This is a genomic window from Paraglaciecola sp., assembly GCF_051252315.1.
Lineage (GTDB): Bacteria > Pseudomonadota > Gammaproteobacteria > Enterobacterales > Alteromonadaceae > Paraglaciecola.
In genome coordinates this window covers 1-20,260 of record NZ_JBPOFP010000010.1, presented here as the reverse complement: position 1 = coordinate 20,260, position 20,260 = coordinate 1, and the positions used below count along the sequence as shown (strand labels likewise).

The window sequence follows — 20,260 nt, the reverse complement described above, 5'->3', positions numbered from 1 at the left end:
TAATATGCAAGACATATCCAATCCCAAAGAAGGAGGCTATAGCCGCCTCTATTCTCTACTCAAACATATCAGACAAAGCAATACGGAAAATACTATCTTCACTTTTGGTGGAGGCAGTTTAGGCCCAAGTCCGATGTCAGGTTTCGATCGTGGTTCCCATATCTTTGATATTTTAAATACCCTAGAACCGGATTTAATGACAGTTAGAAAAAGAGAATTTAGTTACTATGAAGACGAACTGTCATTAAGAGCAAACGAAGCGGCATTTCCTCTGATTGCCAGCAATATCATTGACCCACTTACTACGGGCAACATTGAAGGTATTTATGACGATTTTATCGTCAACAAGAACAACCGAAAAATTGGCTTTATGTCTGTATTACCAAAAGACGTCGTTCAAGAATACTTACTTAATCGAGTTAGGGTGTTTGAATCCCAAACCATGATAGAAGGACAAGCTAAAAAATTAAGACGAGAAGGTGCTGACGTGATTGTTATGGTATTTTCAAAAAATCGTTCTTATTATCAAAAGCTATTAGATTCTGGGACCATAGATATCGCGATTAGAGCGCGTTCAGATCAAGATAATGGCCAAGTTAACACTCTACCCCACCCTAAGGTATATAGCTTGTCTGAGGATGACAGAGCCTTAATTTTAGACATAAATTGGCTACAGAACTCGACACAATCTGTAGAAGTGAAACATACTGAAGTTTTATTATCTGATTACCCTGAAGACCCGCAAGTCAATCATCAAATTGACGAATACAATCACAGACTCGATCGCTTGCTAAATCAAACTATAGGAGAGCTGGGCAACCCCATAGATACACTTAGGGAGTCAGTTAGAACCAAAGAGAATGCTTTCGCTAACTTTGTTGCTGATACAATTAGAGAATACAAACAAGCTGATATAGGGTTTATCAACGGAGGCTTAATACGAGGTAACAAAATCTACCCCAAAGGCCAAAGACTTACTCGCCGAGATATAGCCACAGAGCTCCCCTTTAGAAGCCGAATTACCAGGGTATCAGCAACGGGAGAACAAATTAAACAAGCACTAGAGCACGGCGTCAGCGAAGTTCAACTTATAAGAGGAAAATTTCCCCATGTATCGGGGCTTAGCTACGAGTTCACTGCAAGTCATAAAGTGGGCCAGCGAATAAGTAACATAAAAGTTTCGGGCCAGAAAATAAACCTGAATAAAAGTTATACAGTGGCAACATCTGACTATTTAGCAAATGGTGGAGATGGCTTTATTAGTTTTTCAAATAAACTAGAGGTGCACGCCATAAACGCCTCTTTACCCCTCATTTCAGACATAGTGATCTTAAATATTCAAAAAAATCCTTACATCAAACCTAAAATTGATGGCCGAATTGTGAGGATAGATAAATGACAACAAGACCCTTTATACGCTTTCCTATCATTCGAGTTTTTAGTTTTGCTTTAGGCATTATTTTTAGTCTATTTCTATTAGTGAGTTGGATAACGTTTTCGAAACTCCTGTCGTTTGAAACTATCTTAAACAACATCTCAAATAACGCCTTGCCCGAAATAGCGCTTTCTGGAGATTTATATAACGAAGCGACTAAGTTACTTGATTTTACCGACCTATTAGCCAACGCTAACTCAGATGCAGCAAAACGCTTGGCAGAGCAAAAACTTAATACTTACATTAATCATATTATAGATTTATCCAATCAAAAACTGAATAACAGCTTTTTAGAAAAACAGTTAGAGGTGATTAACTTAGAACTATTAGAGTTTTCAGACTTAATTTGGCAAAAAGCCAATATCGAGAAACAACTGCAGATAAAACATAAAAACATATATGCAAACTTTGTAAAAGCCTACCCTTCATACGAGCAACAAAAAAATACTCAAATCCAAAAGATTGATTTACTGTGGTTTGCAGAAATCCCTCAGTTAATGATATTGACCGACCATGCAGTAGGCGCTACACGCATGCAAGAAGCCAGAAGTTTATTTGCACAGATTCGAGATAAAATAACGGCAACCAAAGCGGTATTAGCCGAAACCAATGCTCCACAAACTAAAAGCGACATCATTCGTCAATTTGAACAAAACCTTTTCTCAGACGAAGGGTTGGAATATTTAATTATCAACCATTTAAAACTGGCTGGGCGAGTGATAGGCCGAGAAAGCTTTATGCGTCATTTAATTGAAGATTTTTCACGTTTATTGGAAATGAGCACCGATGAAACGAAAGATAAGATATTTGAACAAGTCGCTGACTCTGCTTTAAAAAGCCAACAACAGATTCGCTTAATTGGCATGATAATCATCGCGGTAATCCTGCTAATATTTGCGATTTTGTTATTCATTCAACAAAGGATCATAAAACGAATTCGTCAGGTTAACCAAATAGTCAAAAACAAAACAGAAGGCAATATTCAATTTGATTCACTTAAAGGGAATGACGAAATAACCGATTTAGCAGAAGCTTTTCAAGAGTTCGCTTACACCATTAAACAACAAAACCAAAAACTCGAACTTATGTCGATGACTGATGGGTTAACCAATATCGCCAATCGTAGAGCTTTAGATATTAGGTTACAACACGATATTGAGCTATCCGTAAGACAAAAATCATCGGTGGCTGTATTACTTATTGATATCGATTTTTTCAAGTTATATAACGACAATTACGGTCATGCTGCTGGAGATGAGGCCTTAAAATGTGTAGCTGAAATTATTTCAAAGGCCCTACAAAGAGAAAGTGACTTCGTGGCTCGTTATGGTGGAGAAGAATTTGTCTGTGTGCTGCCAAATACAGATCTGACTGGCGCAGAGGAGATGGTTAAAAATATATTTGATTCTCTTAAAACTCATAACCTACCGCACGAATACAGTAGTGTAGCCAATCGGATCACAATAAGTGTCGGTGTCGCATTATCAACTCCGCTACAAGTATTGATGCCTGAAACAATCTTGAAACAAGCGGACACGGCGCTTTATGCGGCAAAACATGCGGGGAAAAATAATTATAAGATTTATTCAACTAAGGTCAGTATACAACCAGACATATAGTTTTTGAGTAGAAAGCTCATTTAGTGGATAAAAGCAGTTTTAAATTCTTTCAAAAACCACTTTTTCAACATATTTTTTTCGTAAGTTAAAGAATCACTTGCAAAGTGTTTACTATGCCCGATTTGAAATGACATATCTTTCAAGTTGACGTTAGCCTGCTTTACAATATCTCCTTCTGCATTAGTTAATTCATAACTAAAATTCATACGCGGGATATCAAGACGTTTAATCACTCTTACATCTGAAGCACTATTGCCAAGTCCAGCAAAAGACGCTGGCCAAACTTGACCAGCTAAGTCTAGGTCTGTGACCTTCAATTTCAATCTATATCCAGCTGGAAATGACTGAGCTAACTTTAATATGTAGGCATCAATAGACGTAAAAGTAGATTGCATGAATCGACTTCGTTTAGTCTGACTAGGTTTTACATCTGTATATTCTTGTGGTGCATGCCATTCAATTTCAACAACAGCTTGCCCATAAGCATACTCCACCATACTAAGCCCTAATGTTAGGATAAATATAAAAGCTACTTTATTCATTCTGACTTTACCTTTTCTAATACCAAAGCTTCGCATACTAACAGTAAATTAAGATTGGCGATTTACACACGCCAACCTTTATCAAAGATATTAGTATGGCCCAAGTACATTTCCATCCTCAACCCATTGAGTATGCCAAACTTGATCGCCATGAATATAATAGACTTCTTGCCCATGAATAACGCTTCGATCTTGTCCACCATAAATATATTGCTCAGGATCTGGCTTAACCGTAATTTGACTTCGTTGTATCAACTCAGGCTTGTCGGCGTTAGTGTCAACTTCCAACAGCAGTAGACTATTTTGTGACCACCAAACCCGCCTTTCTTCGGTAGTTGACTGCCCCCAGGTTTCTAGAGGTAATGCGAGTTGATAACTTCCCCCTGTGTTAAGCACGGTTAAAGCTCTGTAATCATGCTCAACAGGTGTATAACTTTGTTCAAATACTAATTTACTGAGTTCCGTTGGGGCACTTGGGTCAGTTATATCAAACAAACTAATTTTCATCCCTTCTTCCGATACAGGTTCAATCACCAGAGTATCTTCACTCAAATTTGAGCCATCTTCAGGAAGAAGCCTAGGATTAACTTGCTGACCTACGCCTAATAGGTAACCATTATCCAAGGGATGCAAATAATTAGAAAAACCAGGTATTTCCAATTCACCTAACACTGAAGGTGCTGTTGGAGTAGATAAGTCGATAACATATAAAGGATCGATACGTTCAAACGTCACTATGTAACCTCGGTCAGCAAAAAAGCGTACCGCATATATATCTTCACCCGGCTTACCAATAGGTTCTGGAGAATTTTCATTAGGCAACGAGCCTATTACTTGCAATTGATTACCCACCTGTTCCAATACAGATAATTTGTGCACCGGATCAGCTGCTGAATAATCAGTTGACACTATTCGTAGATTGTCTTGGTATTCACTTAGACGTAAATTCGCCGCACTACGCCAGCCAATGACGCCATCTACTGCTCCCGTAGCTTGATATGTTAACTCTGAATCCAAGGACATTTTGTGAAGAACCGTTTTATTATCTAGGCTTGATGTTAGATACAGATTATCTTGAGACATATACATCACTTCTGCCACAGCGCTAATACAACTTGCTGAAATATCTGAAATATCAGTCATATTAATACGGATCACAGTTAATAAATGGGCATAACCATCACTATCTGAAGCTTGCTGTGGGATCATACAATCTGCAGGCTGATTAAGTGGCGTACCTTCGTCGCCATCAATATATATTTTAGGCATCAATTCGCTATCTGGGGTATCAAGAATTGCGAGGTAATTATCTAACTGTTCCTTGTCGCTACTGGCATTTGTATTGAGCCCATCAACCGTCGCTGTATAACCATTCACGATAAATAAATAATCGCCAATTCTGCGACTAGATAACATAGTTCCATCTATCTTAACTTGATTCTTAGCAATTGGAGAGGCTGGTGAACTGGTATCGTAAATGTCCAATAAAAGCTTACTTTCAACCGGTAACCAAGGTTCTGGCGCGAAGCTATATAATGTATACATTTGTCCTGTATTACTTAACACGGCTAAATGGTTATTTTGCTCATATAACCCATCAATATGTGAATATTCATCAATAAGAGGCAATACCGCCGATTCGGCGAAAGATAAGTCGCTTTGTCTTTCTAACACCCTTACATGGGCCGGACTTTGACTATCAAGATGCCATTGCGCATCAGCGGCAATATATAAAGTATCTCCGTTATATTTAATCCTATCGGCTTCATCTACACCCACTTCTTGAGTATTAGTAACAGAAAAATTACTAGAAGCACTTTCGTCAGCCGTAGGGGCCGCAGGCAACGCTGTTTCCAACCTTTGTTCCGTTGAATATTGGAAAGTAGCTGAATAAATGCCATTTCTAAGAAACTGACCCACTGCATTTTCTCCAGCAAGAACTAAAGGTCCTTCAAATGTAGTGGCTGAGTTAATTTCAGGGACGGAAGTGGGTCTTGGAGGTTCAGGGTCAACCTTAACCTTATTATCACCAGAACACGCTGCCAAGGTGACAATAATCATTCCCATGACAAGCACACAAAGTTGGTTACCCACATTTCTTTTTTGTTTTTTAAGCATAATACAAATCCTTCTATAATTTAGTTCAAACAAAGTGTAGGTAATTCAAACTCATAATAACGATCCAAATTTCTTCTAAATGTTAATAATTGTAACCCTGGCACAAGTTGCCCGAAAATTTTGCTAACCTATGCATGTTCAATATTTCTAGGAGCCCTGTTTGTTAGCTTTTTTACGCCTTGTATTTTGCCTATATCTGCTTTGTTACGTCAACATGAGCTTTGCGTGCTCAGAGCAAAATTGCATTGAAACAGATAGTTGGCAAATTGGATTAGCTATGGGGCTAGGGGTTAAAACCAATCCTCTTGTTGATGGAGATCATATTCCACTAGTCTTACTACCGGATATTGCTTGGTATGCAGAAAGCGCATATTTTGATAATGGTGAATTAGGCTACCAGTGGTTAAATCAAAATCATTTTGCCAGCGAAACCTTTATTACACTTGATAAAGAACGTGCTTTTTTTAGTTTTTTTCACCCTGCCAATATATTAATTCCAAACGGTAATATCAGCTCAATCGTGCCACCTGGTTTTGGCCCAAACGATCAAGAGCAAAAAGAATTTGATGAGAGTATAAGTTCGCCTAGTGATATTAGAATTTCGGTAGAACAAATAGCTAAACGTAAGTGGGCTGTGAATGCAGGTATACGCTGGCACTATTTCCTCGACGATATGGAGTTTTCAGCTAGTTGGCAAAATGATATCAGTGGGGTTCATAAGGGAAGCATAGTTGAATTGGCATATCGCTTTCATTGGGTTTGGCAAGACTTACACCTAAGCACTCAGGTTGGGATGGATTGGAAATCTGAAAAGTTAGTCAATTATTACTATGGGGTAAATCAAACAGATACTTCAGATCCCAGTCAATGGTTCAGTGCTAAAGCGGGAGTTGAAAAATATATTGCACTTGCGCTGCAAAAACCCATTAACGATAAATGGGCATGGCTAGCAAATGTGAGTTATCGGGCCCTACCAAAATCAATGTACGCCAGCCCTTTAGTACAGAGCTCAAATGTTAAACGAATATTTATGGGTATTGCCTATCGCTTTTAATGGGTTAATAAGTTGAAACCAATTTTCTTAATAATCAGTATCTTTTTTTGCCATAAGATTGCTGCGATGCCCCCTGCGTGGGTTATTCAGCCAAATGTATGCATTGCCAAAGAGGCTGGGGATGTCTGTAAGATGATTATCCATGTTAAAACTGAAAACTTACCTGCTAATTTATACTGTCTATTTTTAGATAATCAAAAAATAGCGTGCTCTAAACAAGGGGAATTTTTAAATCAAATCCCGATTGAAATAACCCAAAACGGATTATTACAACTTAAGAATAAAGATAACCAAACTGTTCTCACCCATACGCTATCAGTTAAGTACCAGCAATTGTCTAAAACGAGAAGAAGAGTACGTAACCCTTGGAGCATTTTCTAATGAAAAAAATCTTGTTAGTCGAAGACGATGAAAGGTTAAGCGCACTCATATGTAAATTTTTAACCGATAATAATTTTATCGTTAAAACCCTTATTGATGGGACACACCTACTCTCTGAAGTACAAAACTTTTCACCTGACATTTTAGTGTTAGACATAATGTTACCAGGCGAAAACGGATTTACTTTATGTAAAAATATTCGGCCACATTACGCCGGACCACTGCTATTTATGACGGCAAAGAATGATGACTTTGACCACGTTCTTGGTTTAGAGATTGGCGCAGATGACTACGTCATAAAACCCGTTGAACCTAGGGTTTTATTAGCTCGTATTAACGCTTTGTTGCGGCGTAGTATAAAACCTGTTCAATCATCCAACAATCAAGAGCAACTTACCTTTGGTCAATTAGTCATAGACCGTTCGACACGCACCGCCACACTTGCCGGTACGGACGTTATGTTAACCAGTCATGAGTTTGACATGTTATGGAAATTAGCCGAAACGCCTTCACAACTTGTAAAAAGAGAAACCTTATACACAGAACTGATCGGCCGAGAGTATGATGGCCTAGATCGTAGCGCTGATGTGCGGATTTCTAGGCTACGAAAAAAGCTGCTAGACAATAGCCAACACCCGTATCGAATTAAAACGATCTGGGGCAAAGGCTTCTTTTTTGTTGCCGATGCATGGAATGATTAATGACCCGTTTATTTATCAGCTTATATATATTCATCACACTCGCACTCATTGGTTTAAGTGCTGGTTTAGAGAGGTTATTTATAGTCAATGAAGTTGCGCCTATAGGTGTTTCATACGCAACATTTATTCAGTCCGCCAATAAACAAAAACTAGATTTAAGCGCATTATTGAAAGAGTTGGACCTCCACTCTCAAACAAAATTAATTAAAGATATTGCTTGGAGTCCTGAAGACCTAGCCGCATTAAACCAAGGAGAAGTGTTAACGTTTTTAGATCCACAATTAGGAGAACAGCTTTATATAAAAGTTAACGAATTACAATTGTTAGAAATACTTCTGCCCAAACCAAGCTCGAATTCACAACAATTTTTTATCTACAGTATCGTTTTTTTCTTATTACTAGGCGTTGTAATTGCATTATGGACTTGGCCATTATGGCGTGATTTAACTCGTTTACAAAAAACCGTATCTCAAGTGTTACCAGATGGCACTATTGCTCCAAACCACATTGGTAAAAATTCACTCATATCTCCCATAGCACACGCGATCAATGACATGGGAGCCCAAATTAATGAACTAATCCAAAACCAAAGAGAGCTGAGTGGCGCTGTCGCTCACGAATTTAGAACACCATTAGCTCGACTAAAATTTTCCCTAGCGATGCAACCACAAAATTCATCAGAGCCTTGGCTTGAAATGCAACAGGATATCAACGAATTAGAAAGGTTAGTGCAAGAGATGCTGGATTATGCCAGTAGTAATGTGCAGATACCTGAAATGAATTGGACTGAAATTCCAGTTAAACAGTTGTGTCATAAAATAACCCAAAAACTTACAGCGAGTCACCTTCAGGGAATTCAAATTCAGTTACAAGGAGACGACATTTATGTATTGGCCGATGAACATTTTATTGAACGCGCCGTAAGTAACTTAATCGTTAACGCAGCTCGTTATGCCAAACATAAACTGCATATAAACATATACAAAGATGCCCAATATACACAGATTTGTATTGAAGACGATGGCAAAGGTATTGCGCCAGATTTACGTGACAAGGTTTTTCATCCATTCTATCGACCCGATGAAAGTCGCAATAGAACCCAAGGTGGCGCTGGCTTGGGGCTCGCTATTGTGAAAAGAATTATTGATTGGCACAAAGGCCAGTGTTTTGTGACTGATTCGACACTAGGCGGCGCTAAATTTGTTATTCAGCTTAAAAATACGGATTAAATTGACTATAGAATTAGCTCTTTAAAATACCCGCACGACCGATTTCACTACAAACATATTGAAGACTAGCACCATAAATAAATGGGTTTTTATCTCCGTTTTGACAATAGAATTGATTAAAACTATCTAATCCTGCTTTATTTTCAGTGATTTGACGTAAGTAGTCTCTTTGATATCCATTTAAGTTCTGTGTATGTGGCGCTATTTCATTTCTTAATTTTTCAAGTTGCTGATTATCAATAACCATAGACAGCTCTAACATCCAATCAGCAGTCGACGATTGAAGATCAGACAACCAAAACTGCACAAATGATGTACGAAGCACCATCACTAAAGCCAGAATTTCAAAAGTAATTATAAAAAATTTAAACATATCCACAACACAGGTTTACTAGATGAATAGAATAATAGGCTAAAACCCAGTGAACAATAAACCACTTATGGTTATGGCAATTTATAACTATAGATAACTAATACACACGCATGATAAAAGCACACTAGCTTTGATTACCACTACGGATTGATATAACTAACTGATATACTAGGCTTGTTGAAGCATATTGAATTCTCAAGGAACCATAATGAGTGAGCGCATTCCAGTAAAAAACATCTCACCTGTCAAAGTTCACAAACCCGATAAAAACAAACACGACAACGCCTATACCCCTAGAAGTAGAATATATGTGCGTGCTGTAACGGGCATGATGGAGAATATTAGACGTTTTTTAGGATTATGGTTTCTGGGCGTGTTCGCCATCCTACCTTGGATACAATATGAGGGTCACCAAGCCATTTTATTTGATATTGGGGCCCAGAGATTTAATATATTTGGCCTCACTCTTTGGCCTCAAGACCTAACTTTATTAGCCTGGATATTGATGGTTTCAGCTTTTGCATTGTTTTTTGTTACGACTTTTGCTGGAAGAGTATGGTGCGGATTTATGTGTCCGCAAACGACTTGGACTTTCATTTACGTTTGGTTCGAAGAAAAAATTGAAGGCAGTCGAAATAAACGTATGAAACTCGATCAGCGTAAAACTGATTTCGACAAAGTGTGGCGAAAAGTATTGAAACACTTTGCATGGCTCACTATCGCTTTACTGACTTCTATTACATTTGTTGGGTATTTCACTCCGATAGATTATTTATTAATTGAATTTTTTACCTTGTCATCTAGTTTCTGGGCAACGCTAAGTATTATCATTTTTACTGTGTGTACCTATGGAAACGCAGGTTGGATGCGAGAAATTATGTGTTTACATATTTGCCCGTATGCTCGCTTTCAATCCGCAATGTTCGATAAAGACACCTTCACAGTAGCCTATGACAATAAAAGAGGAGAATACAGAGGGCCTAGAGGCAGAAAAACCAGCAGAGAACAAAATTCAGAAAAAGGCCTAGGTGACTGTATTGATTGTAACTTATGTGTACAAGTATGCCCGACGGGTATTGATATACGTAACGGCTTGCAATACGAGTGTATCAATTGTGGCGCCTGCGTAGACGCATGTAATGGTGTAATGGAAAAAATGAATTATCCGAAAGGGCTGATTAGTTTTACTTCTGAACATCAACTAGCTGGCGGAACCACAAAAATATTTAGACCAAAATTAATTGGTTACGCTGTTGTTTTGGTATTGATGACCGCTTTATTAGTATTTGAAATCGTGTCAAGAAAACCATTAGCTATCGATGTGATTAGAGATCGTAATTCACTATATCGTGAAACGGGTAATGGCCTAATAGAGAATGTATATACATTAAAATTACTGAATAAATCTCAACATTCACACGAATATAAAATCTCAATTAATGGTTTAGATGGGCACAAATTTATTGGTGCTACTGAAGTCACTGTGGCTAGCGGTGAAATATTAAATTTACCCGTAAGTATTGCTATTCACCCCAATAAATTAACAGACACAGTCACTGAGTTTAGCTTTGAATTATCCACTGCTGATCACCTTGAAGATGTTAGAACTGTAGCTGCAAAAAGTAAATTTTTGTACCCTAACTTATGAGTAACTTCGACTTTTCGGGACTAACTCCTGACCTGATTTTAGATGCGATTGAATCCGTAGGAATTAGAGTTGATTCTGGACTATTGGCATTAAATAGCTATGAAAACCGAGTCTACCAATTTGTAGCTGAAGATAGATTACGTTACGTGGTTAAATTTTATCGTCCGCAACGCTGGTCTCAACAACAAATTCAAGAAGAGCACGACTTCTCGATTGAACTAGCCACACATGAAATCCCAGTTGTTCCACCAAATAAATTTAACGGACAATCACTACATCAATATAACGGTTTTTATTTTGCACTATTTAATTCTGTCGGTGGCAGACAATTTGAAGTTGATAACCTTGACCATTTAGAATGGATGGGAAGATTCATCGGCCGTATTCATGCAGTAGCCAAGAGTAAGCCCTTTGAATATAGACCGCAATTTAGCATTAATGAACATCTCATTACGCCTTTAGAGGAGTTGCACAATAGTTCTCTAATTCCAAATCAGTTACACCAAGCTTTTTTTACTATTTTGGAACAGGTTGTCAAAGTCACACAGTCACGATACGTGAGCTCTAGCAGTATCCGGTTACACGGAGATTGCCATCCAGGAAATATATTATGGCGAGATGGCCCCACCTTTGTAGACTTAGATGATTGCCGTTCTGGTCCCGCGATACAAGATTTATGGATGATGCTATCAGGTGATAGACAGCAACAATTTATCCAGTTAGATACGCTACTTGAAGCCTACGAAGAGTTCCACCATTTCGATTCAAATCAATTAGCACTCATAGAACCGTTACGGGCTATGCGGATGGTGCATTATATGGCTTGGTTAGCTAAACGTTGGCAGGATCCTGCTTTCCCGCAAGCCTTCCCATGGTTTGCTGATGGAAAATACTGGGAACAACAAATACTATCTTTGAAAGAGCAGTACTCCGCTCTTCACGAATCACCAATTAGTATATAGATATCAACCTAAAATTTTCTATCTACCTAATTTTATTGATTATTATTTACTCAAACACGCAAATAAAATTAGCAAAATTCTCATTAACGGCTATCTTTGAAATTGACTTAGGAATAAAACTGTTAGGTATTAGATACAACCCCTAAAATGCTAGGCTGATCTACCCCTAATTCGTCTCCTAAAACGTCAAACTTCGGTACAGGTAAAAATAATAATAAGTTTAACAATAAGTTAACTATGCTCATTTTTTAACACTCGTGAGTCCATTTTTCAAAAAAGTTATGCAAAACCCATAACAAGGTATAAAAAAACATACCTTACTATAATTATAAATGGGAACTTTTTTGCCATAATAGCTCGGCGAGAAGAGGTCCAAATAGACGGTAGTTGTAACTCATTATTATTATTGAGATTTATCTGAAGAAGGACTTAAATTGTAATAAAGATGAATTCCATGTTGTTTTTCATCTGTAAATTTAAGGGTTGCAATATGCACACAAAAACACTTTATAAATCCGTAATAGGCATAGCTATAGGCTGTTCTATTGCTTTTTCGTCATTAGCGGAAATTGTAGTTGTAGTTCATCCGAGTAACGACGCTGCATTAGATAAAAAATCCGTACAACGGATATTTTTAGGTAAATCCAATAAGTTTTCGGGTGGTAAAGAAGCCATTCCAATAAACCAAGTCCCAAGTAGTTCAACTAGAAATTCCTTTGATTCCGACACATTAGGTAGAAGTTCCAGCCAAGTATCAGCCTATTGGTCTAAGTTAGTTTTTACTGGAAAGGGCATTCCGCCTAAAGAAGTAGATAACGACGCTGCTGTCATATCTGTAATTGCAGATAACCAAAATGCGATTGGTTATGTTGATAGTGCTGCCGTAACGGGTGCAGTTAAAGCCATTCCATTAAACTAATTGAGGATTTCAAAAATGAAAAAAATAATCACAGTAGCAACCTTGTGTGCCTCTACATGTTTTGCGGCACAAGCAGAAGTAAGAATTAACGGTTTTGCCAACTTTATTGGTGGTATGGCCGAGTCAGATAAGTCATTGTATGGCTATGACGATCGAGTCAGCTTTTCACCAGAAAGTTTGTTTGCCATTCAAGTCAGTGGCGATATAAACGATAAAATGACTGCCACCGGCCAATTAGTCGCAAGAGGTGATAATAACTACGACCCAGAATTTGAATGGGCTTATTTAACCTATGAAGCCACTGATAACCTAAGCATTTCAGCGGGTCGATTACGTTTACCCTTATTCAACTACTCAGCTTCAACAGACGTAGGTTATTCATATCATTGGATCACCACGCCAAAATCAGTCTATGACGTGGTATTTAATAACATCGAAGGTGTACGTTTTGACTACGCTAATTACGCAGGAGATTGGGAATATAACTTCACCGCCTCAGCCGGCGCCTTTACAGCACCTGTTTTTGGCACAGATCTAGATGCAGACAACCTTATGCTGTTCTCAGCAGAAGCGACTTACGATTGGTTAAAAATTCGTGCTGTAGCAGCTTCAGCAAAAACCTCTTTAGATATAGCTAGCTCAGACAGTAGTGATTTAGTAGCGGCCGCTGGAGGTTTATCCTTAGTCACTGCACTAGGATTTGGTGATTTAGCAGATTCCTTACAATGGGAAGAGGACACAGGTGAGTTTTACGGAGTCAGTGTTCAAATTGATAAGTTCGATTGGTTTGTCGGTGCTGAAATGACCATCATCGATGTAGCAAATACCTTTATCGCTAAAACGGACGCTTACTATGTAACAGCTGGTTTAAGAATGGGGGCTTGGACGCCGTCTGTGACTTATGAAAAATCAGATGCTCCATTTCAAGCGAAATTTGAAGGACAAGTCAATCAATTATTAGGCGCACAACTAGCGGCACCACAAATCGCTGCATTTGCTGCTACCCCAATTGGCATGTTAGTTGATCAAGGTGTACAAGCTCAAGTAGGAGCGCCGTTAACCGCATTGCCAACACAAGCAGCTAGTCCAATTATCACAGGTGCACTAAATGACAATATTGTACAAAGTATGCTGGATTCTCAGACTTCTGAAAGCAGTGTGATATCAGCCACACTTCGTTATGATTACGATACTAATATTGCCTTTAAAGTGGATGTGACTAAACGTACTAACGACGAAAATGACACAGATGTCACCTTAATTCGTTTTGGTGCTAACTACGTATTCTAATAGACCTACGTTAACTATCTAAAACGCTCCTTTTCAGGGGCGTTTTTTATTTCTACTTATAATCTGCAAACTGAACCAAACCTTAATCAATATAACTAGTTACAATCTATAGTCGGCAATTTAAATCAGCTATGATAATCTTGCGTTAGTTTTGATTTAATGAGAATTCAATATTATGAAAAAAATTCTACTTACTGCTTTATTAGCTATTTTTATTCCACTACAAGCTTGCGGGCAAGCACTTTGGAACGAAGGTGAACATTACGAAGTTGTCAATGAAAAAGCATCGGCTACACCCGAAATCATTGAGTTCTTTTCGTTTTGGTGTCCGCATTGTTACAACTTTGAGCCAATTGTAAAAAATCTTAAAAATAAATTAGCTGATGGTACTGATTTCAAAAAAGTACATGTGAACTTCATGGGCAGTGCAGGTCCTAAAACTCAGGATGAAGCCACCCGAGCTATGATGGTAGGTCGAGCTCTTAAAAGAGAAGACGCATTAAACCTCGCTATTTTTAAATATATTCATGTTCAAAAATCCTCTGTCACTAGCCTTAAAGATTTAAAAAATGTATTTATCGTAAATGGCATTGAACCCGCTGATTTTGACAAAATGGCGAACAGTTTTGGTGTGAATAGCATGGTCCAAAAAAACAATAAAACGATTCAAAAATACCGTAAAAGCTTGAGAAGTGTACCGACGTTTATTGTAAACGGTAAATATAAAGCCACATTTACCCGAGATATGACCCCTGATGATTACGTTGACTTGCTTGTTTGGTTAACTAAACAAAAATAATCTTCATTTACTGAAGTAATTAAACAAATATCAATTGAAAGGCTGAATATATATTCAGCCTTTTTTGTATTTTTAGCTGAATTTAACCTCGTAATGCTAAAACTCGCCCTTTAAAATAATCCTAACTGCTGACTACTAATACTTTCAAAAGACTTGCCGACAAAAGGCAAAATCCCTTCCGCGATGGGTTGGATCTGTTTCTCAATATAGTGATCATAGTCAATTCGACTTTCTAAATATTCGACAGGTTCAGGGCCGTTTAGCGTCATCACATAACTCACCCAAGATTTGTTTTGATACCTTAACACTTTACCTAAATTAGCATTTCGTTCATCAGCTAAACGAGCAGCCCGTACATGCGGTGGTATATTTTTTACATACTGGTTTAACTGACGTCGAATACGTTTTCGATATACCAATAAGTGGTCACTTTTTCCCTGTTGAATATCCTGAATAGTTTGCCGTACGTATTCATCCACAGGCTTTTTCGCAAAGACTCTTTCATACAGGGTTAACTGAAATTGTTTGGCTAGCTTTGTCCAATCTGAACGAACATTCTCCAAACCTTTAAAGATTAACTCTTCACCATTTTCACCCACTTTAAGCCCTGCATATCGCTTTTTACTGCCTTTTTCCGACCCTCGAATAGTAGGCATCAAAAATTGGCTAAAATGAGTTTCAAACTCAATATCTAATTCACTATCTAACTCATGTTCGAGTTTAATTTTTTCAGTCCATTTGTGATTGATTTTAGCCGCTAATTGCTGGCCAATTTCTTGAACCTCTCGACTACCAAACTGGCCATCTAGCCAAACAAAGGTTGAATCGGTATCGCCATATATAACTTGATACCCCTCTTGTTCAATCCACTTAGCTGTTGTTTGCATAATCTCATGGCCACGCATAGTAATAGAACTAGCCAATCGGGTATCGTAAAAAGGGCACCCCCCCGATCCTAAAACACCATAAAAAGAGTTCATCAAAATTTTAATAGCCTGACTACGAGCCGAGTCTTTGTTTAATTTGGCTTGGTCTCTTTGCTGCCAAAGAGATGTAATAATATCGGGTAAGAAATGTTTGTTCCTATCAAATTTGGCGCCTAAAAAACCATGAACACTATTTTCAGGTTCTTTTAATCCCTCAACTAAACCTAATGGGTCGATTTTAAATGTGCGAATAATAGAAGGATAAAGACTCTTAAAATCTAATACTAAGACATGGGTATATAAACCAGGCTTAGAGTCCATTACGTAACCACCAGGGCTGGCTAAACCACCATCCTTAGGACGATTAGGAGCAACGTACCCAGATCGATGTAACTTAGGTAAATATAGATTGATAAAGGCGGCAACTGAACCGCCCATTCGATCTAATTCCAAGCCAGTTAACTGGCCCCTTAAGGTCAAAAAATCTAGCACTTTCGTGTGGGCAAAAATCTGCAGGACTAACTCGCAATCTTGTAAATTATATTTGGCTAATTTAACTTTATTATGCACAAAATCATGATTAATTTGTGCCATACGGTCGTCTACGTTTTCTGTGTCTTTTCCTTTATTCAACAAGCTTTGGGCAACATTCTCTAAACTAAAACTATCAAATTGGTAAGTCGCAGTTTTAAGTGCATCAATGCCATCCACTACCACCCTGCCCGGCATAGAAACATAACCTTGATTGGTTTCATTCCTAGCATCTCGCCATTGGAGTAATTGGTTATTTCGCCCAATTTTTAGCGCAACCTTATGTAATGCAGCTCGTTTGATTAACAAGCGAAAATCAAAATTCACCACGTTCCAACCAATAATCACATCAGGATCAAATTGATTCACCTGATCTACAAAGCTCTCTAACAATGATTTTTCATCCGCTACCCAAGTGATCCAAGGTTCACTGGCTTTTGCTGGGCCAATCATAATCACTGATTGATACTGTTCGCCAGCTAATCCAATAGAGTACAACACTCCTTTTTCACTGCACTCAATATCCAAGGATAGAAGTTTAAAGCTTGGAATATATTGACTAGGTTTTAGTGACACATTAGATACTGCAACAAACTGACTTTGGTTAATTTTGTCAGGCTTTAGGTTTTTTCCCTTCCAAAAAGCGCTGGCACTTCCATAAATAAAACGTTCCATCAAATATCGCTCTGGCAACCTAATATCATCTTCATAACACTTAATACGGTGCTGCTTTAACAGGGTTCTAGCTTTAAAATGGGGGTTGTGTGAGGCAAAATATAAAGCACCTATCGCCTGATGTTCAAACGTTGCTAATTCTATATTTTTGTATGAATACCTTATGCCTGCGTTTTGCAGCAAAGTTTCGGCGGAGTCAAAATCAGACTGAGCAATAAAAAATACTTGCTGTTGAATATTAGTGACAACTTTAGCTGGACCATTTTTTGTCAGTAACCAAAACTCTAGATAAGATTTGTATTGGTGCTCTACTATGTTGCTGGTAAGAATAAACCCTTCTAAACTGAATTCGTCATGGTCAACTTCAGAGATATTATTGGTTGTCACACACCACAACCCGGTTTCGTCCAGTTTCTTTTGCTTGATATAATGCGCTGTCAGCTCGCTGTATCAGGTCTTCTAAAGTATCAGTTGCCAAACTACTACTGACGCCCACTGAAATGGTTACTTTCGTCTCCGGTAAGTTAATGTTATCCGCCAAATTAGCGATTTTCAGCCTTAAGTTCTCTAACTCTATTTTAGCGTTTTGGCAATTTACATTTGGCATAACAAGTAAAAACTCTTCTCCGCCAATACGTCCAATGATGTCTGTTTTTCCTATGGTAGCGGCACATATCCTTGCAAATTCTTTTAGCACTTTATCTCCAGTAAAGTGACCATATTGATCATTAATTTGTTTAAACCAGTCCAAATCAATCATAGCAACACAAAGATCTGCTTTATTCGATTGGCTGAATTTCAATTGAACCTTCAGTTTTTCTAAAATGAAGCGCCTATTAGCTAAACCTGTTAGCTCATCAGTATTAACTAATGATTTTAAGGTTCTGTTATACAAGGTGCCTCGATACAAAATTACTCCTAGCAACACACAGGCACCAAAGGACAAACAAATAATCACAAACATTTTTAAACTGTCACTCCTGTGATTTTTTAACTCTAATGTTTGTAATTCATTTTTGTGACTTAAAATTAAATTTTGGCGGTTAGATGATTCCAACTCACTTTGTACTCGTAACCTATGTAACTGCTCTGAACTCTCAGTATTACTATAAGTTTTATAGGCCGAATATGAAGAACGAATAAGCTCATAGGCCTGTGTTAAAGCGCCTTGTTCAAATAACAATTTGGCATTGTATTCGTCATATTGAATCGCATGAATAGGCATGGATTCACGGTCCAAATAGCCACTAGCCTGAAGCAAGTATTCTTTAGCATGTTCGAGCTTGCCCTGTCGCAAATTAAGTTTGGACAAGGTTACCAACACATCGAATTGCAAATGCGCGTTATTTGCCGTTGATAAAATCTCCGCAGCTTGATTCAATTGTTGATTAGCTTTATCGAAATGACCAAGAGCAATACTAATTTTAGCTAAATCTTTTAGGGCGTAAGCCACCCCTTGTTGATCATTTATTTGTTTGGCTAATGATAATGACTCTTCAAGCTGACTTTGACCTAACTCTTGCTTACCTATGTCTCTATTGGCTCTGCCCAGCCCATACAAAATGATACTCAGTTCACCCCAGGCCTGATTTTCTCGATAAGCCTTTTCCGCCTCTTCAAATAAAGGAATAGCTAAAGCAGCTTCTTGTCGGTATTCATAGACTTGTGCTTGCATACCAGCAATATCCGCCCGAGAAATAGTGCCATGGTCATCCGTAGCTAATGAATAAGCTCTCTGAAAATCCGCCAAAGCTAATGAATAGTTGGTTAAACTATTGTGTAAAGTGCCTCTTGTGTACAACCCCAATAATAAGGTTTGCCGATTATCATGTTTTTCAGCCCACTTAATCGCAGCGTTTGTTCCTTCTAGCCCCCTATCATGTTGCCCAGCCATTTCTAAAGACAATGCTTCAAATATCCGTAAATTATGGGCCAACCAAGGTTCCGTTTCTACCGATACAAATGACAGTGCCTTACTTGCTTGCTCAAGGGATTTTTGTGGATAAGTTAAACTGTAATAAGCCTGCCCTAAGGTGGCAAAATATTGAGCTTTTACAATATTGCTAGACGTTGCATTTGGTGGGTTATCTATTAACTGATTTAGCACAGAATCGGGTGACGATTGCATGTCTCGTAAATAGGTAGAGTATGGCAACTCAAAACTGGTTAGATAAGGTAGTGAGTCTTTAGCATATGTGTGATGGCTAAACAGACTGAAAATAACTACCAATGATAACCATATTATCTTCAGTCGATAACCTAGAAAACGAAGCTTCATGATGTGTCCGCGTAATAAATAAACCTAAAATAAGAAGGGAGCGCTTAAACCTTGCATATTAAGGCTTATCAAGCATAGAGATACCCATCTCTATGCTTTGTATCATGAACAAAGTCCGCTTGAATTACAATACAGAGATAACCGCTAACCAATCTTTATCTAAATCAGTTGAGGGTAAACCAAAGTTTTTATTTTCATTTGAAACAACCTCAACAGTGCCATTAACAAGCTCCCCACCTGTTCTTGGATTAAACCAGGTCACTTTATATTGTCCATCTGGCAAATTTATTAAATTGTCACCGTTTGCTTTAGGCAAGTATACCAAATAAGTTTGACCTAAAGAAGCTAACACAAAATCATCTCCTCTTGGGGTGACAGAATCGGATGGAGAAAATTCATGGAGAGGGAATCCAGTTAAAAACTGTTCAGCGATGGCTGTTTGTTTCCACATGTTGTCCCTAGCACGCCAATCTTCAGAACTTAAATCATTGTGGTCAAAACGATAACCAAAATACCATTCTGTACCAGAAGCGCCTGCCATTAAGCTGCCCCATAAGACCTGTTGACGCAGAACATTATGTTCTGGGTCATCCGCATCAGGTTTTAAGCCTTCGTACCAAATGCCAATTTCATCCATGCTAATTTGAATCTCATTGCCCTTTTCCTTGGCATTATGATGCCAATCTAAAATCGCTTGATGCACGGTATTGGGTTTATCGACTTGTAACGACAATCCCATAATAGCTTTCTCACCAATTACATCAGGTAAGGTTTCTTGTC

General features: G+C 38.2%; 18 protein-coding genes. 11 read left to right on the top strand and 7 right to left on the bottom strand.

The genetic code is table 11. The annotated features are described in order from the left end of the window. The first annotated feature begins 4 nt into the window (after positions 1-4). Together ACSHXM_RS03310 and ACSHXM_RS03305 are read left to right on the top strand one after the other, a co-directional pair. Entirely contained in the window at positions 5-1,399 is a 1,395-nt protein-coding gene (locus tag ACSHXM_RS03310; protein ID WP_435687303.1) for a bifunctional metallophosphatase/5'-nucleotidase, read from the top strand. Further along, the gene (locus ACSHXM_RS03305) at positions 1,396-3,054 is read left to right on the top strand and encodes a diguanylate cyclase (protein WP_435687302.1); all 1,659 of its coding nucleotides are present in this window, start codon (positions 1,396-1,398) and stop codon (positions 3,052-3,054) included. The genes ACSHXM_RS03310 and ACSHXM_RS03305 overlap by 4 nt, the downstream gene beginning before the upstream one ends. Before the next feature lie 20 nt (positions 3,055-3,074). Here the strand turns inward: ACSHXM_RS03305 and ACSHXM_RS03300 are convergent, their stop codons facing one another. Then, positions 3,075-3,596 carry a DUF3016 domain-containing protein gene (locus ACSHXM_RS03300; protein ID WP_435687301.1) on the bottom strand — a complete coding sequence of 174 codons (522 nt, stop codon included), beginning with the start codon at positions 3,594-3,596 and terminating at the stop codon, positions 3,075-3,077. Between the two features lie 90 nt (positions 3,597-3,686). Beyond that, complete coding sequence (locus ACSHXM_RS03295; protein WP_435687300.1) at positions 3,687-5,714, bottom strand: beta-propeller domain-containing protein; 2,028 nt, start codon at positions 5,712-5,714, stop codon at positions 3,687-3,689. A gap of 214 nt (positions 5,715-5,928) precedes the next feature. Between ACSHXM_RS03295 and ACSHXM_RS03290 the strand changes: the two genes are divergently transcribed. The 4 genes from ACSHXM_RS03290 (at position 5,929) to ACSHXM_RS03275 (ending at position 9,079) form a co-directional block, all read left to right on the top strand. Further along, a complete protein-coding gene (locus ACSHXM_RS03290) occupies positions 5,929-6,768 on the top strand; it encodes a MipA/OmpV family protein (RefSeq protein WP_435687299.1) in 840 nt (279 codons plus the stop codon). Positions 6,769-6,834: 66 nt separating this feature from the next. Next, positions 6,835-7,149, top strand: coding sequence for a DUF3019 domain-containing protein (locus ACSHXM_RS03285; RefSeq protein WP_435687298.1), 315 nt, complete (start codon positions 6,835-6,837; stop codon positions 7,147-7,149). Continuing rightward, positions 7,149-7,850 carry a response regulator gene (locus ACSHXM_RS03280; RefSeq protein WP_435687297.1) on the top strand — a complete coding sequence of 234 codons (702 nt, stop codon included), beginning with the start codon at positions 7,149-7,151 and terminating at the stop codon, positions 7,848-7,850. The genes ACSHXM_RS03285 and ACSHXM_RS03280 overlap by 1 nt, the downstream gene beginning before the upstream one ends. Next, the gene (locus ACSHXM_RS03275) at positions 7,850-9,079 is read left to right on the top strand and encodes an ATP-binding protein (RefSeq protein WP_435687296.1); all 1,230 of its coding nucleotides are present in this window, start codon (positions 7,850-7,852) and stop codon (positions 9,077-9,079) included. Before ACSHXM_RS03280 ends, ACSHXM_RS03275 begins: the two co-directional genes overlap by 1 nt. A 13-nt stretch (positions 9,080-9,092) precedes the next feature. Here ACSHXM_RS03275 and ACSHXM_RS03270 read toward each other — a convergent pair whose 3' ends face one another. Beyond that, the gene (locus ACSHXM_RS03270; protein ID WP_435687295.1) at positions 9,093-9,452 is read right to left on the bottom strand and encodes a hypothetical protein; all 360 of its coding nucleotides are present in this window, start codon (positions 9,450-9,452) and stop codon (positions 9,093-9,095) included. Between the two features lie 208 nt (positions 9,453-9,660). On the opposite strand from ACSHXM_RS03270, the gene ccoG reads away from it, so the two are divergent. Then, entirely contained in the window at positions 9,661-11,100 is a 1,440-nt protein-coding gene (gene ccoG, locus ACSHXM_RS03265; RefSeq protein WP_435687294.1) for a cytochrome c oxidase accessory protein CcoG, read from the top strand. Further along, positions 11,097-12,062: a serine/threonine protein kinase gene (locus ACSHXM_RS03260; protein ID WP_435687293.1), complete on the top strand. Its 966-nt coding sequence runs from the start codon at positions 11,097-11,099 to the stop codon at positions 12,060-12,062. Before ccoG ends, ACSHXM_RS03260 begins: the two co-directional genes overlap by 4 nt. A gap of 122 nt (positions 12,063-12,184) precedes the next feature. Here the strand turns inward: ACSHXM_RS03260 and ACSHXM_RS03255 are convergent, their stop codons facing one another. Next, positions 12,185-12,307 carry a hypothetical protein gene (locus tag ACSHXM_RS03255; RefSeq protein WP_435687292.1) on the bottom strand — a complete coding sequence of 41 codons (123 nt, stop codon included), beginning with the start codon at positions 12,305-12,307 and terminating at the stop codon, positions 12,185-12,187. Positions 12,308-12,552: 245 nt separating this feature from the next. Here ACSHXM_RS03255 and ACSHXM_RS03250 point away from each other — a divergent pair, with 245 nt between their 5' ends. The 3 genes from ACSHXM_RS03250 (at position 12,553) to ACSHXM_RS03240 (ending at position 15,070) form a co-directional block, all read left to right on the top strand. After that, positions 12,553-12,981: a phosphate ABC transporter substrate-binding protein gene (locus ACSHXM_RS03250; protein WP_435687291.1), complete on the top strand. Its 429-nt coding sequence runs from the start codon at positions 12,553-12,555 to the stop codon at positions 12,979-12,981. A gap of 15 nt (positions 12,982-12,996) precedes the next feature. Beyond that, on the top strand, positions 12,997-14,271 hold the full coding sequence (locus ACSHXM_RS03245) for a porin (RefSeq protein ID WP_435687290.1): 1,275 nt from the start codon (positions 12,997-12,999) through the stop codon (positions 14,269-14,271). A 175-nt stretch (positions 14,272-14,446) separates the two neighbouring features. Next, positions 14,447-15,070, top strand: coding sequence for a thiol:disulfide interchange protein DsbA/DsbL (locus ACSHXM_RS03240; protein ID WP_435687289.1), 624 nt, complete (start codon positions 14,447-14,449; stop codon positions 15,068-15,070). 110 nt (positions 15,071-15,180) lie between these two features. Here the strand turns inward: ACSHXM_RS03240 and ACSHXM_RS03235 are convergent, their stop codons facing one another. The 3 genes from ACSHXM_RS03235 to ACSHXM_RS03225 form a co-directional block, all read right to left on the bottom strand. Continuing rightward, positions 15,181-17,589, bottom strand: a complete 2,409-nt coding sequence (locus ACSHXM_RS03235) for a DNA polymerase II (RefSeq protein ID WP_435687288.1) — start codon at positions 17,587-17,589, stop codon at positions 15,181-15,183. Then, positions 17,576-19,480, bottom strand: coding sequence for a GGDEF domain-containing protein (locus tag ACSHXM_RS03230; RefSeq protein WP_435687287.1), 1,905 nt, complete (start codon positions 19,478-19,480; stop codon positions 17,576-17,578). The genes ACSHXM_RS03235 and ACSHXM_RS03230 overlap by 14 nt, the downstream gene beginning before the upstream one ends. Before the next feature lie 124 nt (positions 19,481-19,604). Then, a partial coding sequence (locus ACSHXM_RS03225) for a putative collagen-binding domain-containing protein (RefSeq protein ID WP_435687286.1) occupies positions 19,605-20,260 on the bottom strand: 656 nt, incomplete at its 5' end.